The following is a 12,846-nucleotide window of genomic DNA, read 5'->3' as shown; positions in this document are numbered from 1 at the left end:
GGCGAGCACGACACCGGCTCGGTGCCCGGCCGGAGATGGACTCGGGCTACACTCGGACCGCTTCAGCCCCTGCCCGCGAGGACCTTTCGTGACCTACGTCGACCCGACCAGCCCCGAGCTGCTCGCCGGAGACGAGGGACCGCACCGGGCCACCTTCCGCGATGTCGTCATGGCGTACGTCGGCCTCACCAAGCCGCGCGTGATCGAGCTGCTGCTGCTCACCACCGTGCCGGTGATGTTCTTCGCCGCGCGGGGCGTGCCGCCGCTGGGCCTGGTCCTGGCCACCGTCGTCGGCGGGACGCTGTCCGCCGGCTCCGCCTCGGTGTTCAACTGCGTCTACGACCGCGACATCGACGAGCAGATGCGGCGTACCCGCCGCCGGGCGCTGCCGCGCCACATCGTCTCGCCGGGTGCCGCGCTGGTCTTCGGCGTGGTGCTCGGTGTGCTGTCGACGGTGATCCTGGCCGTCTGGGTCAACCCGCTGTCGGCGGTGCTGTCGGTGAGCGCGAACGCGTTCTACGTGTTCGTCTACACGATGCTGCTCAAGCGCCGGACCACCCAGAACATCGTCTGGGGCGGCATCGCCGGCTGCTTCCCGGCGCTGATCGGCTGGACCGCCGTGACCGGCGAGCTCTCGTGGGTCCCGGTGGTGCTGTTCGCCGTGGTCTTCTTCTGGACCCCGCCCCACACCTGGGCGCTGGCGCTGCGCTACCGCGAGGACTACGCGCAGGTCGACGTCCCCATGCTCCCGGTGGTCAAGCCGGCCCGGGTCGTGGCGCTGCAGATCGTCGTCTACAGCTGGGTGATGGTCGCGACCTCGCTGCTGCTGTGGCCCGTCGCCGACACCGGCCCGCTCTACCCCGTCGCGGCCGGCGTCCTCGGCGGCGTCTTCCTGGCCCAGGCCCACGGCCTGCACCGCCGCGCCAAGACGTCGAACGAGCTGAGCGTGCTCCAGCCGATGCGGCTGTTCCACTCGTCGAACCTGTACCTGTCGCTGCTGTTCGTCGCTGTCGCCATCGATCCGCTGCTGCACTGAGGCGCGGGTCTGTGGCGCGGGGCTGCATGGATCCCCGGATGTCCGGGGATCCATGCGGTTGTCAGGTGTTGCAACCCCTGACAACCGCATGAACCGCCCTCCGCCAGTGACGCGTGGGACGCGAGTGACATCCGCCCGGGGCTGGCCGGACACCGGATCCGGCGGAAGGCGGAACGAGCGAGCCGATCAGCGCCGCGGCCGCGTGGTGACGACCACCCGGGCCAGGCCGGCGGAGACGAGCGCGGCGCCGAGCATGTGCAGGCCGACCAGGATCTCGGGCAGGTCGGTGAAGAACTGGACGTAGCCGAGCAGTCCCTGCGCAAGCTCGACGGCCAGGAGCACGCCGGCGAACATCGCGAGGACCCGCTCGCCCCGCCGGTGCGCGACGACCAGGAGGGCGATCGTCGAGAGCACGAGTACGCCGACGGAGACGCCGTGGACGTGGGAGACGACCTCGGGGTCGAGACCGGTGCGCTTGGAGTCGAGGTCGCCGGAGTGCGGGCCCGAGCCGGTGACCACGGTGCCGAGCCAGAGCACGACCCAGCCGGCGGCGAAGGTCGCCCACGCCAAGCGGAGCGACGGCCCGGACGCCGCCGCGCGTACGGGGCCGGTGAGCTCGTCGAGGATCCACACGCAGACCGCGACCATGGCCATCGACACGAGCAGGTGGAAGGCGACGATCCACGGGTTGAGGTCGGTGAGCACGGTGATGCCGCCGACGACGGCCTGGGCCGGGATGCCCGCCAGGACGACGAGCGCGAGGGTGCGCACGCGGCCGCCGCGCTGCCAGGCCGCGACCACGAAGGCGAGGGCGATGACGAGGAGGACGTAGGTGAGCAGCCGGTTGCCGAACTCGATCACGCCGTGGATGCCGAGCGCGCCGTGGGCGGTGTAGGACTCGTCGGTGCACTTCGGCCAGGTCGGGCAGCCGAGCCCGGAGCCGGTGAGCCGCACGGCGCCGCCGGTCACCACAATGCCGATGTTCGCGACGAGGTTGGCCCACGCGAGCGGCACCAGGCGCGCGCCGACGACGCGCTGCAGGTCGGCCAGTCGGGTCGTGGTGCTCACGGTCACTCCCACTTGAAGGTACGGGCGGTCAGGGCGGAGCCGAGCCCGGCCCAGGCGAGGAGCACCACGAGATCGCGGACGGCGACCGCGCCGTCGCACGCGGAGCGGACCGCCTCGCCGAGGGCCCCGGAGGGCAGCCAGCGCACGACGTCGCCGAGCCCGCCGTACATGGTGACGGGCAGGATCACGGCGCCGCCGGCCAGCAGCAGGAGGTAGACCAGGTTGGCGGCGGCGAGCGTGGCCTCGGCCCGCAGCGAGCCGGCGAGCAGCATGCCGAGCGAGGCGAAGGCGGCCGTACCGCACAGCGCGGCGAGCAGGAGGGCGAGGACGCCGCCCGCGCCGGACGGGCCGGACCAGCCGAGGGCGAGCCCGACCCCGCCGATGACGACGAACTGGAACGCCTCGACGAGCAGCAGCGCGAGCACCTTGCCGCCCAGCAGCGTGGTCCGGGAGAGGGGGGCGGTGCCCAGCCGCTTGAGGACGCCGTAGCGCCGCTCGAAGCCGGTGGCGATCGCGAGCGAGGTGAAGGCGGTCGACATCACGGCGAGCGCGAGCACCCCGGGAGTGAGGACGTCGATCGGGCGGCCGTCGAGGTCGAGCCCGACCCGCTCGGCGCCGCGGACCGCGCCGACGAGCACGATCACGGGGATGACGACGGCGAGCAGCAGCTGCTCGCCGTTGCGCAGCATGAGCCGTGCCTCCATGCCGGCCTGCGTCAGCAGCTGGCGGACGACGGGCGCGGCTCCCGGCGCCGGGGCGAAGGTGCTGCTCATCGGAGCTCCTCCCTGCCGGTGAGCTCGAGGAACACGTCCTCCAGGTTGCGCTGGCCCAGCGACAGCGACTCGGGCAGCACGTCGTGGGTCGCGCACCAGCTCGCGACGGTGGCGAGCGTGGTGCTGTCGGCCGGTCCTGACAGCTGGAGGCTGAGCGGGTCGAGCACGGTGAGCTCGGTGCCCTCGCCGAGCTCCTTCACGAGGGCCTCGGGCGCCCCGGGCGGGAACGGCTGGGTGACGACGATCCGGATGGTGGCGACGGTGCCGCCGCGGGTCAGCTCCAGCGGCGTGCCGCTGGCGACCAGCCGGCCGCGGTCGAGGATGTGCACCCGGTCGGCGAGCCGCTCGGCCTCCTCGAGGTAGTGCGTGGTCAGCACGACGGTCACGCCGTCGGCGCGCAGCTCCTCGAGCAGCTCCCACACGGCCCGCCGGATCTGCGGGTCCATGCCGGCGGTCGGCTCGTCGACGAACACCAGCTCGGGGCGCCCGACGAGCGCGAGCGCGAGGCCCAGGCGCTGCTGCTGACCGCCGGACAGGCGCCGGTACGGCGTCCGGCCGCACTCGTGCAGCGCGAGCCGCTCCATGAGCAGGCCGACGTCCTGCGGGTGCGCGTGCAGCCGGGCGAGGTGGCGGAGCATCTCCTCGGCCCGGGCGCCGCTCCAGGCGCCGCCCGACTGCAGCATCACCCCGATCCGCGGCAGCAGCGCCGACCGCTCGCGGACCGGGTCGAGGCCGAGCACGCGCACGGTGCCGCCCTGCGGCCGGCGATAGCCCTCGCAGGTCTCCAGCGTCGTGGTCTTCCCGGCGCCGTTGGGACCCAGGACGGCGGTGACGGTGCCCCGGTCGACGGTCAGCGACAGGTCGTCGACGGCGACCGTGTCGCCGTACCTCATCACCAGGCCGTCGACCTCGACAGCATGGTCCTGAGCGAGTGACACGGCGGACAGTCTAGGAACGGCCTCTCACAGCCCGTCGGGCAGGGCCAGCGGCGCGAGCTCGGCGAACCGGTCCCCCGGTCCGGGGTTGCCGGGAGCGCTCGTGCCGCCGAAGTGCCGGACCACGCCCCACACGGCGTTGAGCGCGGTGGTGACCGCGCCCTCGGCCCAGCCGGCGGTCCACGAGATGTCGTCGCCGGCGAGGAAGATCCCGCGGCGGTGGGCGGGCAGGTCGTCCTGCACGAAGTGCGAGAACAGCCGCCGCTGGTAGCGGTAGTGGCCGGGCAGGTTCGCCTTGAACGCCCCCATGAAGTTCGGGTCGGACTCCCACGACACCGTGATCGGGTCGCCGACGATGTGCGCGGCGATGTCGACGCCCGGGTAGATCTTGCGCAGCGAGTGCAGCTGCAGCCGCACCCGCTCCTCGACCGGCAGCGCCAGCCACTTCAGGGCGTCGTCGTTCCAGGTGTAGGACAGGCAGATCGAGGCGGCGCCGTCGTCCTCGAGGAGGTACGTCGCCCGGTTCAGGCGGTCGGTGAGCGTCATGCTCATCACGTGGCGCCCGGTGCCGGGGTCGACGTCCCTCCAGAACGGCCGGTCCACGCGCACGAAGGTCTTCGAGGACTGCATGTAGTGGGTGCGCTCCATCGCCATCCACAGGTCGGGGGAGAACAGCGTCTCGTCGACGTCGATCCGCGCCGAGAGCAGCCACACCTGGCAGGTGACGACCACGGCGTCGTACGCGCGGGTGGTGCCCCAGCGGTCGGTGACCTCGAGCCGGCCGCCGTCGCCGCGCGCGATCCGGGCGACGCCCGGCAGCGGCGCCCCGCCGTGCAGGCCCTCCAGGGAGGTGCCGGCCCGCCAGTGCGCGCACTCCGGGGCGTCCCGCCAGAGGCCGACGGGCAGCTGCTGCGCGCCGCCGTGGACCAGCTGGTGGTCCTCGTCGGCGTGGGTGAAGATCACCCGCAGGATCTCGAGCATCGAGTTCGGGAAGTCGGTGTCCCAGCCGCCGGTGCCGAAGCCCACCTGCCCGAACACCTCGCGGTGCCGGAAGCTGCGGGAGCCGAACGCCTCGCTGCCGGCGAGGAGGCCGGAGAAGGTCTCCTCGTCCAGGGTGGGGACGAGCTGGTTCCACAGCTCCTTGATGCGGGGTACGTCGCGGCGCGCGATCGCGTCCTGCACGGCGGCGAAGCCGACCTCCCCGAGCGCCTCGTGCCAGGCGTCCGCGACGTCCTCGAGGAACGGCGGCAGGTCGTCGTACCCGCGGGCGTAGAACGACTCGCCGCCGAGCTCGACGACCGTGCTCGGCGTGGCCTCGGACAGCGGGTTGGGGAACGGCGAGGTCCGCAGCCCGAGCCGGTCGACGTAGTGGAACAGCGCCCGGGACGAGAGCGGGAAGCGCATGCCGCCGAGAGCTCCGCGATCGGGCAGTGCGGGCCGCCGAACGGCTGGGAGCGCAGCCGGCCGCCGATCCGGTCGGCCTCGTAGACGACCGGCTTCAGCCCCATCCGCATCAGCTCGTAGGCGGTGACCATGCCGGACAGGCCGCCGCCGACGATCGCGACCTCGCGGCCGTGGTGCTCGGCCGGCACCGAGCCGAGGCCGGCGGGGTGGGCGAGGTGCTCGTCGTACCCGAAGGGGAAGTCGGGCCCGAGCATGGTGACCGCGGCGGGCCGGGTGAGCGCCGCGTCGGGCGTGGTCTGGCCGGTCGTCATCGGGCCAGGCCTCCGTAGACCTCGGGCCGGCGGTCGGCCAGGTGGGTGTTGGCGCGCCGGGCGTCGTCGAGCCGGGGACGTAGGCGGCCGCCTCGTCCGGGCCGTACAGGTGCGTCTTGCGGTGCCGCGCGAGCACCGTCCCGTCGCGGTCGACCAGCTCGGCGGCGATGTGGACCCGCTCGCCGTCCCGCTCGGGCCAGCTCCACGCGATCGCGAGGCCGTGGCGCCGCGCGACGCCGGCCACGGCCCGCGCCATCGGGCCGCCGGCCGGCTCGGCGAGGGCGGCCGCCTGCGGCGCGATGTCGTAGCCGGTGAGGGTGAACTCGGGGCACACGAGGAGCCGGGCTCCGCGCCCGGCGGCCTCGGCCGCCACGGCGTCGAGGGCGCCGAGGGCGGCGGGCACGTCGAGCAAGGGGCCGTCCGGCTGCCAGACGGCGACCACGAGCTCGGCCGCGCGGCCGGCGACAGGGGAGTCGGTCACGCGTCCACGGTAGGACCGCGGCCGCGCACGATCGATGCCTCGGGATTGCAGGTGGGCGACGATCCGTTGCGTCAGACGGTCAGGATGCGGCGATTCCTTGCGCCTCCCGGCGGAGCAGCGGTGACATGACCAGCTCGCTCTTGGTGCGCACCATGAACCGCTCCCGCGCGATCCGCTCGACGACCTGCTCGAAGTGGCGCACGTCGGCGGCGAGGATGTGCAGGATCGCGTCCGCCTCCCCGGTCACGGTCAAGGCCGAGACGATCTCCGGGTGCCGCTCGACCGCCGGCGCGGACAGCCCGACCCGGTGCCCGATCTGCGCGAACGTGGCCCGGCCGTCCTCCAGGAGGGCGTCGACGATGAGGCGGTCGAGCTGATCGAGCTGCATGCGGCTCATTGTCCCCGAGCCCCTGCGTCTACGCTGACGGCCGTGAATCCCTGGCTGTACGGCGTCGCGCTCGCCCTCGCCGGCGTGGCCGCCGTCGTGCTGGTCGTCGACCTCGTGCGCGACCGCGCGGCGCAGGACTCGCACTTCGTCGCGCTCGCCGTCCTCGAGCTCGTCATGGTGGTGCAGCTGGTCGTCGGGATCGTGGCCCTGTCCCGCACCGACCGGGACGTCGAGGGAGCCGTCTTCGTCAGCTACCTGGTCACCAACCTGCTGGTGCCGGTCGTCGCGGCCTTCTTCGCGCTCGCGGAGCGCTCCCGGGTCGGTACGACGATCCTGCTGCTCGGCGTGGCCACGGTCGCCGGCCTCGAGGTGCGGCTGTGGGACGTGTGGGGAGGTCGCGGTGCCTGAGCAGCAGGAGCCCCAGGCGCTCGCCGAGGGCTGGGGACGCGCGCTGGTGTTCGCCTACGGCCTGTTCGCCGTCGCGGCGACCGGCCGCTCGGCGGTCCAGCTCGGCATGGAGCCGGGCAGGGCGCCGCTGGCCTACTCGCTGTCGCTGGCCGCCGCCGTCCTCTACCTCGTCGCCACCACCTGTCTCCTCCTGGGCGGCAGCACCGGCTGGCGGGTGGCCGGCATCGCCGTCACGATCGAACTGCTCGGCGTGCTGTCGGTCGGCACGCTCAGCTATGTCGCCACCGACCTGTTCCCCGACAAGACCGTCTGGTCGCACTTCGGCCAGGGCTACGGCTTCCTGCCGCTCGTGCTGCCCTTCGCCGGACTGGCCTGGCTGCGCCACACCCGGCCGCGCCCCGAGGCCGATTGACGGCCGGTCGGTACCGCAACCTGGGGAAAGTCTCTCCTCGACCGCACCCGGAGCGCGGCGTCACCGCAGCCTGAGCACATGGTCGCCACGCAGTCCCGGAAGAGGGTCGAGCGCGCTCGCCCGCGTTCGTCGTCGGTGCTGGTCGCCGTCCTGTTGGTGCTCGGTGCGCTGGCGAGCCCGGGTGCCTCGGCGAGCGTGGCACGTACGGCGGCCGGTGGCGCGTGCACGAGCGCGAAGGGCGGCCTGACGGCCGCCGAGGAGTCCCTCGCCACGGCGCAGGCCCGCGTCGCCAAGGCGAGGAAGCAGCTCACGAAGGCCCGTGCCTCCCGCACGGCGGCCAAGGTCGCGAAGGCGAAGAAGAGGCTGAGGCTCGCCAAGCACCGGGTGAAGAGCGCCGCGGCCGGCGTGCCGACGGCACAGTCAGCCGTCGCGAGCGCCTGCGCGACGCCCGCCATCCCCGATCCCGAGCCCGGCCCGCAGCCGAGCGCGGGCTGCGTCGGCCAGTCCAGCATCCCGGTCCTCGAGTGCAACGCGCTGATGGCTCTGAAGGACGCCAACCCCGGCGGCACCGGTCTCGGGGACTGGGGTACCGGCGACCCCTGCGCCTGGGGTGCGGACGATGTGATCTGCGCGGGCGGGCATGTCCAGTACCTCGCGCTGCAGGAGCAGGGCCTGACCGTCCTCCCCGACCCGATCGAGGACCTCACCCAGCTCCGGATCCTGGCCCTGGCCGGCAACGAGCTGACCACGCTCCCGGCCTCGATCGGACGCCTCACGAACCTCGAGGTCCTCGGCCTCGGCGGCAACCGGCTCACGAGTGTTCCCGACGCGATCGGGAGCCTCGGCCGGCTCCAGGACCTGGATCTCTACGGCAACCGGCTGAGCGGCGACATCTCCGGCTGGGCGGCGCCGCTGCGCCACGCCCACGCCGACGTGGTGCTCGACCTGTCCGGAAACAGGTGCCTCAGCGTCGTGAACGAGGGCCTCGCCGCCTGGCTCGACAGCAAGAACAGCCTGGACTCGGACGGCGAGGTCGTCGCCGGCTGGCGCGACGGCTGCTCGCCGACGACCTGATCGACTCCTGTGACCCGGGTCGCTTAGGGCCGCCTCAGTAAGCCTCGCCTTGCTTGAAGGGCTGGAATCAATAACGGCACACTGGCGTTGTGGAAATCGTGCGGACCTCCGAGGACGGCGACCAGCCGACGCGCCAGCGCGTCGCGCGGTCGATCCTCGTCAACGGTCCGTCGACGGCCGCGGCGCTCGCCGAGCGCCTCGAGCTGACCCCGGCGGCGGTACGCCGCCACCTCGACCAGCTGCTCGCCGAGGGCGCCGTCGACGCCCGTGACCCGCGCCCGGTCGGCGCCCGCGGCCGCGGCCGCCCGGCCAAGGTCTTCGCGCTCACCGAGCGGGGCCGCGACGCCTTCGACCAGCAGTACGACGACCTGGCCACCGAGGCGCTGCGCTTCCTCGCCGAGACGGTCGGCGAGGACGCCGTCCGCGCGTTCGCCGAGCGCCGGGCCGCGTTCATCGAGGAGCGGTTCCCGGAGGTGCAGGCGGCGCACCCGGAGGCCTCGCCGGCCCAGGTGCTGGCGATGGTGTTCTCCGAGGAGGGGTACGCCGCCGCCGTCCGCGAGCTGCCGGTCGTGGGGGAGCAGCTGTGCCAGCAGCACTGCCCGGTCTCCCACGTCGCCCACGAGTTCCCCCAGCTGTGCGAGGCCGAGACGGAGGCCATCGGCCGCGTCCTCGGCACCCACGTCCAGCGGCTGGCCACGATCGCCCACGGCGACGGGGTGTGCACCACGTGCATCCCCGACGCCGGCACGGTCTCGTCCCGAGAGAAGAAGGAGCAGGTCACCTCATGACCTCGATCGAAGAACTGAACCCCGAGCTCAAGGGGATCGGTCGCTACGAGTTCGGCTGGGCCGACAAGAACGACGTCGGCGCCAACGCCAAGCGCGGCCTCAACCAGGACGTCGTCCGCGACATCTCCGGCAAGAAGAGCGAGCCGGGCTGGATGCTCGACCTGCGCCTCAAGGGCCTCCGGCTCTTCGACCGCAAGCCCATGCCCACCTGGGGCTCGGACCTGTCGGCGATCGACTTCGACAACATCAAGTACTTCGTGCGGTCCACCGAGAAGCAGGCCCAGAGCTGGGAGGACCTGCCGGAGGACATCAAGAACACCTACGACAAGCTCGGCATCCCGGAGGCGGAGAAGCAGCGCCTGGTCGCCGGCGTCGCCGCGCAGTACGAGTCCGAGGTCGTCTACCACCAGATCCGCGAGGACCTGGAGGAGCAGGGCGTCATCTTCCTCGACACCGACACCGCGCTGAAGGAGCACGAGGACCTCTTCAAGGAGTACTTCGGCACCGTCATCCCGGTCGGCGACAACAAGTTCGCCGCGCTCAACACCGCGGTGTGGTCGGGCGGCTCGTTCATCTACGTCCCGAAGGGTGTCCACGTCGACATCCCGCTGCAGGCCTACTTCCGGATCAACACCGAGAACATGGGCCAGTTCGAGCGGACCCTGATCATCGTCGACGAGGACGCCTACGTGCACTACGTCGAGGGCTGCACCGCGCCGATCTACAGCTCGGACTCGCTGCACTCCGCGGTCGTCGAGATCATCGTCAAGAAGGGCGGCCGCTGCCGCTACACGACCATCCAGAACTGGTCCAACAACGTCTACAACCTCGTCACCAAGCGGGCGGTGTGCGAGGCGGGCGCGACCATGGAGTGGGTCGACGGCAACATCGGCTCCAAGGTGACGATGAAGTACCCCGCCGTCTACCTCATGGGCGAGCACGCCAAGGGCGAGACGCTGTCCATCGCGTTCGCCGGCGAGGGCCAGCACCAGGACGCCGGCGCCAAGATGGTGCACGCGGCCCCGCACACCTCGTCGTCGATCCTGTCGAAGTCGGTGGCGCGCGGCGGCGGCCGGACGTCGTACCGCGGGCTGATCCAGGTCAACGAGGGCGCCCACGGCTCGAAGTCCAACGTCCTGTGCGACGCGCTGCTGGTCGACCAGATCAGCCGCTCCGACACCTACCCGTACGTCGACATCCGCGAGGACGACGTGTCGATGGGCCACGAGGCGTCCGTCTCGAAGGTCTCCGACGACCAGCTCTTCTACCTCATGTCGCGCGGCATGGAGGAGGACGAGGCGATGGCGATGATCGTGCGCGGCTTCGTCGAGCCGATCGCCAAGGAGCTCCCCATGGAGTACGCCCTCGAGCTGAACCGCCTGATCGAGCTCCAAATGGAGGGCGCTGTCGGCTGAGGCCTTCGGCGCTCAGCCCCCAGCGCCGTCGAAGGCTCGATGGTTGCGCATTCCCACCAGCATCACGCATTGAAGGAAACCCTGTGACAGTGACTGAAACGGCTGAGTCGGCCGTCAGGTCGGCTCTGGAAGCAGACCGCGTCGAGAGCCACCTGAACCCGCCCGCGTCGTACGACCTGGCCGACCACCCCGTGCCCACCGGGCGCGAGGAGGTGTGGCGCTTCACGCCGCTCAAGCGGCTGCGCGGCCTCCTCGACGGCGAGGCGTCCGACGCGCACCTGAAGTGGGACACCACGCTGCCGGCCGGCGTCACGCTGACCGAGATCACCGCCGACGAGGCCGTGGCGCTCGGCGAGCTCGCGCCCAACGAGCGTCCCGCCGCGCTGGCCGCCGCGAACGCCGGCGGCGCCGTGCTGCTGGACGTCCCGGCCGAGACCGTCGTCGCGGAGCCGGTGGTCATCCGGCTCACCGGCAGCACGGTCGAGGACCTGGTCTGGAGCCGCCTGGTCTACCGGATCGGCGCCCACGCCGAGGTGACCATCGTGCTGGTCCACAACGGGTCCGCGCGCTACTCCGCCATCTCCTCCTTCCTGGTCGGCGACGGCGCGAAGGTCAACGTGCTGAGCCTGCAGGACTGGGACGACGACGCGGTCCACCTGGGCCGCGACGCGATCCGGGTCGGCCGCGACGCCTCGGTCAAGCACACCTCGATCTCCTTCGGCGGCGACCTGGTCCGGATGCACGCCAACGTCGAGTACGCCGGTCCCGGCGGCGAGGCCGAGCTGCTCGGCCTCTACTTCGCCGACGAGGGCCAGCACCTCGAGCACCGGCTGTTCGCCGACCACAACGCGCCCAAGACCAAGAGCAATGTGGTCTACAAGGGCGCGCTGCAGGGCCAGGGCGCGCACACCGTGTGGATCGGCAACGTGCTGATCCGCAAGGTCGCCGAGGGCATCGAGACCTACGAGGAGAATCGCAACCTGGTCCTCACCGACGGCTGCCAGGCCGACTCGGTCCCCAACCTGGAGATCGAGACCGGCGAGATCGAGGGGGCCGGGCACGCCTCGGCGACCGCCCGGTTCGACGACCAGCAGCTGTTCTACCTGCGCTCGCGCGGCATCTCCGAGAAGGAGGCGCAGCGCCTGGTCGTGCACGGCTTCTTCAACGACCTGATCCGCAAGGTCGACATCCCCTCGATCGAGGAGAAGCTGCTCGAGACCGTCGAGGCGGAGCTCGCCAAGAACGTCCTCAAGGACCTCGCGTGAGCTTCGAGCGGGCGTGCGCGCTGGTCGACGTACCGGACGACGAGGCCCTCGGGGTCACCCTCGACCGGTACGACGTCGCGATCGCCCGCGACGGCGACGACGTGTTCGCGCTGCAGGACCTCTGCTCGCACGCCGCGGTCCCGTTGAGCGAGGGCGAGGTGACCGACGGCACCGTCGAGTGCTGGCTGCACGGGTCCTGCTTCGACCTGCGCACCGGCAAGCCCACCGGCCTCCCGGCGACCGAGCCGGTCGCCACCTTCCCCGTCGAAATCCGCGGTGACGACGTGTACGTCGACATCACCACCACCCTGAACGGAGTCACCCCATCATGAGCACCCTCGAGATCAAGGACCTGCAGGTCCAGGTGCAGACCGAGGACGGGCCCAAGGAGATCCTCAAGGGCGTCACGCTGACCATCAGGGACGGCGAGACCCACGCGATCATGGGCCCCAACGGCTCGGGCAAGTCCACCCTGGCGTACTCCATCGCCGGGCACCCCCGCTACGAGATCACCGGCGGCTCGGTGACCCTCGACGGCGAGGACGTGCTGGCCATGTCGGTCGACGAGCGCGCCCGCGCCGGCCTGTTCCTGGCGATGCAGTACCCCGTCGAGGTCCCCGGCGTCTCGGTCGCCAACTTCCTGCGCACCGCCAAGACCGCGATCGACGGCGAGGCCCCCAAGCTGCGCACCTGGGTCAAGGACGTCAACGGCGTCATGGAGCGGATGAACCTCGACGCCTCCTTCTCGCAGCGCTCGGTCAACGAGGGCTTCTCCGGCGGGGAGAAGAAGCGCCACGAGATCGCCCAGCTCGACCTGCTCGACCCGAAGGTCGCGATCCTCGACGAGACCGACTCCGGCCTCGACATCGACGCGCTCAAGGTCGTCTCCGAGGGCGTCAACCGGTTCCGCGAGCGCGAGGGCAAGGGCGTCCTGCTGATCACGCACTACACGCGCATCCTGCGCTACATCAAGCCCGACCGCGTCCACGTCTTCGTGGCCGGCAAGGTCGCCGAGTCCGGCGGCCCGGAGCTGGCCGAGGAGCTGGAGGCCAACGGCTACGAGCGCTTCCTGACGGCGGCGGTCTGAT

Annotated in this window: 13 protein-coding genes and 2 pseudogenes; 9 read left to right on the top strand and 6 right to left on the bottom strand. The window is 71.8% G+C overall.

The features are described 5' to 3' along the window. The first annotated feature begins 88 nt into the window (after positions 1-88). Entirely contained in the window at positions 89-1,036 is a 948-nt protein-coding gene (locus FIV44_RS29620; RefSeq protein WP_246086713.1) for a heme o synthase, read from the top strand. Positions 1,037-1,222: 186 nt separating this feature from the next. Here FIV44_RS29620 and FIV44_RS29615 read toward each other — a convergent pair whose 3' ends face one another. The 6 genes and pseudogenes from FIV44_RS29615 to FIV44_RS29590 all read right to left on the bottom strand — a co-directional run bounded on the left by FIV44_RS29615 (position 1,223) and on the right by FIV44_RS29590 (position 6,396). Next, the gene (locus FIV44_RS29615; protein ID WP_246086712.1) at positions 1,223-2,104 is read right to left on the bottom strand and encodes a COX15/CtaA family protein; all 882 of its coding nucleotides are present in this window, start codon (positions 2,102-2,104) and stop codon (positions 1,223-1,225) included. Between the two features lie 2 nt (positions 2,105-2,106). Beyond that, positions 2,107-2,877: an ABC transporter permease gene (locus tag FIV44_RS29610; RefSeq protein ID WP_141007569.1), complete on the bottom strand. Its 771-nt coding sequence runs from the start codon at positions 2,875-2,877 to the stop codon at positions 2,107-2,109. Next, positions 2,874-3,815, bottom strand: a complete 942-nt coding sequence (locus FIV44_RS29605) for an ABC transporter ATP-binding protein (RefSeq protein ID WP_246086711.1) — start codon at positions 3,813-3,815, stop codon at positions 2,874-2,876. The genes FIV44_RS29610 and FIV44_RS29605 overlap by 4 nt, the downstream gene beginning before the upstream one ends. 24 nt (positions 3,816-3,839) lie before the next feature. Further along, a pseudogene (locus tag FIV44_RS33760) lies at positions 3,840-5,213 on the bottom strand (flavin monoamine oxidase family protein); the annotation flags it as partial. A 420-nt stretch (positions 5,214-5,633) separates the two neighbouring features. Further along, positions 5,634-5,969: pseudogene (locus FIV44_RS33755) on the bottom strand (nitrilase-related carbon-nitrogen hydrolase); the annotation flags it as partial. A 118-nt stretch (positions 5,970-6,087) separates the two neighbouring features. Further along, a complete protein-coding gene (locus FIV44_RS29590; protein WP_141007568.1) occupies positions 6,088-6,396 on the bottom strand; it encodes an Lrp/AsnC family transcriptional regulator in 309 nt (102 codons plus the stop codon). A 42-nt stretch (positions 6,397-6,438) separates the two neighbouring features. Between FIV44_RS29590 and FIV44_RS29585 the strand changes: the two genes are divergently transcribed. From FIV44_RS29585 to sufC, 8 genes are all read left to right on the top strand, one after another. Then, positions 6,439-6,804 carry a hypothetical protein gene (locus tag FIV44_RS29585; RefSeq protein ID WP_141007567.1) on the top strand — a complete coding sequence of 122 codons (366 nt, stop codon included), beginning with the start codon at positions 6,439-6,441 and terminating at the stop codon, positions 6,802-6,804. Next, complete coding sequence (locus FIV44_RS29580) at positions 6,797-7,216, top strand: hypothetical protein (RefSeq protein WP_141007566.1); 420 nt, start codon at positions 6,797-6,799, stop codon at positions 7,214-7,216. Before FIV44_RS29585 ends, FIV44_RS29580 begins: the two co-directional genes overlap by 8 nt. A 78-nt stretch (positions 7,217-7,294) precedes the next feature. Then, positions 7,295-8,290 carry a leucine-rich repeat domain-containing protein gene (locus FIV44_RS29575; protein WP_141007565.1) on the top strand — a complete coding sequence of 332 codons (996 nt, stop codon included), beginning with the start codon at positions 7,295-7,297 and terminating at the stop codon, positions 8,288-8,290. 89 nt (positions 8,291-8,379) lie between these two features. Then, positions 8,380-9,078 carry a helix-turn-helix transcriptional regulator gene (locus tag FIV44_RS29570; RefSeq protein WP_246086710.1) on the top strand — a complete coding sequence of 233 codons (699 nt, stop codon included), beginning with the start codon at positions 8,380-8,382 and terminating at the stop codon, positions 9,076-9,078. Further along, complete coding sequence (gene sufB, locus FIV44_RS29565) at positions 9,075-10,493, top strand: Fe-S cluster assembly protein SufB (protein ID WP_141007564.1); 1,419 nt, start codon at positions 9,075-9,077, stop codon at positions 10,491-10,493. The genes FIV44_RS29570 and sufB overlap by 4 nt, the downstream gene beginning before the upstream one ends. Positions 10,494-10,576: 83 nt before the next feature. After that, on the top strand, positions 10,577-11,758 hold the full coding sequence (gene sufD / locus FIV44_RS29560; protein ID WP_141007563.1) for a Fe-S cluster assembly protein SufD: 1,182 nt from the start codon (positions 10,577-10,579) through the stop codon (positions 11,756-11,758). Continuing rightward, positions 11,755-12,090 carry a non-heme iron oxygenase ferredoxin subunit gene (locus FIV44_RS29555; RefSeq protein ID WP_141007562.1) on the top strand — a complete coding sequence of 112 codons (336 nt, stop codon included), beginning with the start codon at positions 11,755-11,757 and terminating at the stop codon, positions 12,088-12,090. The genes sufD and FIV44_RS29555 overlap by 4 nt, the downstream gene beginning before the upstream one ends. Further along, entirely contained in the window at positions 12,087-12,845 is a 759-nt protein-coding gene (sufC, locus tag FIV44_RS29550; protein ID WP_141007561.1) for a Fe-S cluster assembly ATPase SufC, read from the top strand. The genes FIV44_RS29555 and sufC overlap by 4 nt, the downstream gene beginning before the upstream one ends. The last annotated feature ends 1 nt before the right edge of the window (position 12,846 follow it).

The organism is Nocardioides humi (assembly GCF_006494775.1).
GTDB classification, from domain to species: Bacteria; Actinomycetota; Actinomycetes; order Propionibacteriales; family Nocardioidaceae; genus Nocardioides; species Nocardioides humi.
The sequence above is the reverse complement of the archived record's forward strand: the minus strand, read 5'-3'. Positions and strand labels throughout refer to the sequence as shown.

What these genes read in the sequence shown, in the direction of transcription:
- FIV44_RS29610 (WP_141007569.1), bottom strand. Translation starts at nt 2,877, where the DNA reads ATGAGCAGCACCTTCGCCCCGGCGCCGGGAGCCGCGCCCGTCGTCCGC.
- FIV44_RS29590 (WP_141007568.1), bottom strand. Translation starts at nt 6,396, where the DNA reads ATGCAGCTCGATCAGCTCGACCGCCTCATCGTCGACGCCCTCCTGGAG.
- FIV44_RS29575 (WP_141007565.1), top strand. Translation starts at nt 7,295, where the DNA reads ATGGTCGCCACGCAGTCCCGGAAGAGGGTCGAGCGCGCTCGCCCGCGT.
- sufB (WP_141007564.1), top strand. Translation starts at nt 9,075, where the DNA reads ATGACCTCGATCGAAGAACTGAACCCCGAGCTCAAGGGGATCGGTCGC.
- sufC (WP_141007561.1), top strand. Translation starts at nt 12,087, where the DNA reads ATGAGCACCCTCGAGATCAAGGACCTGCAGGTCCAGGTGCAGACCGAG.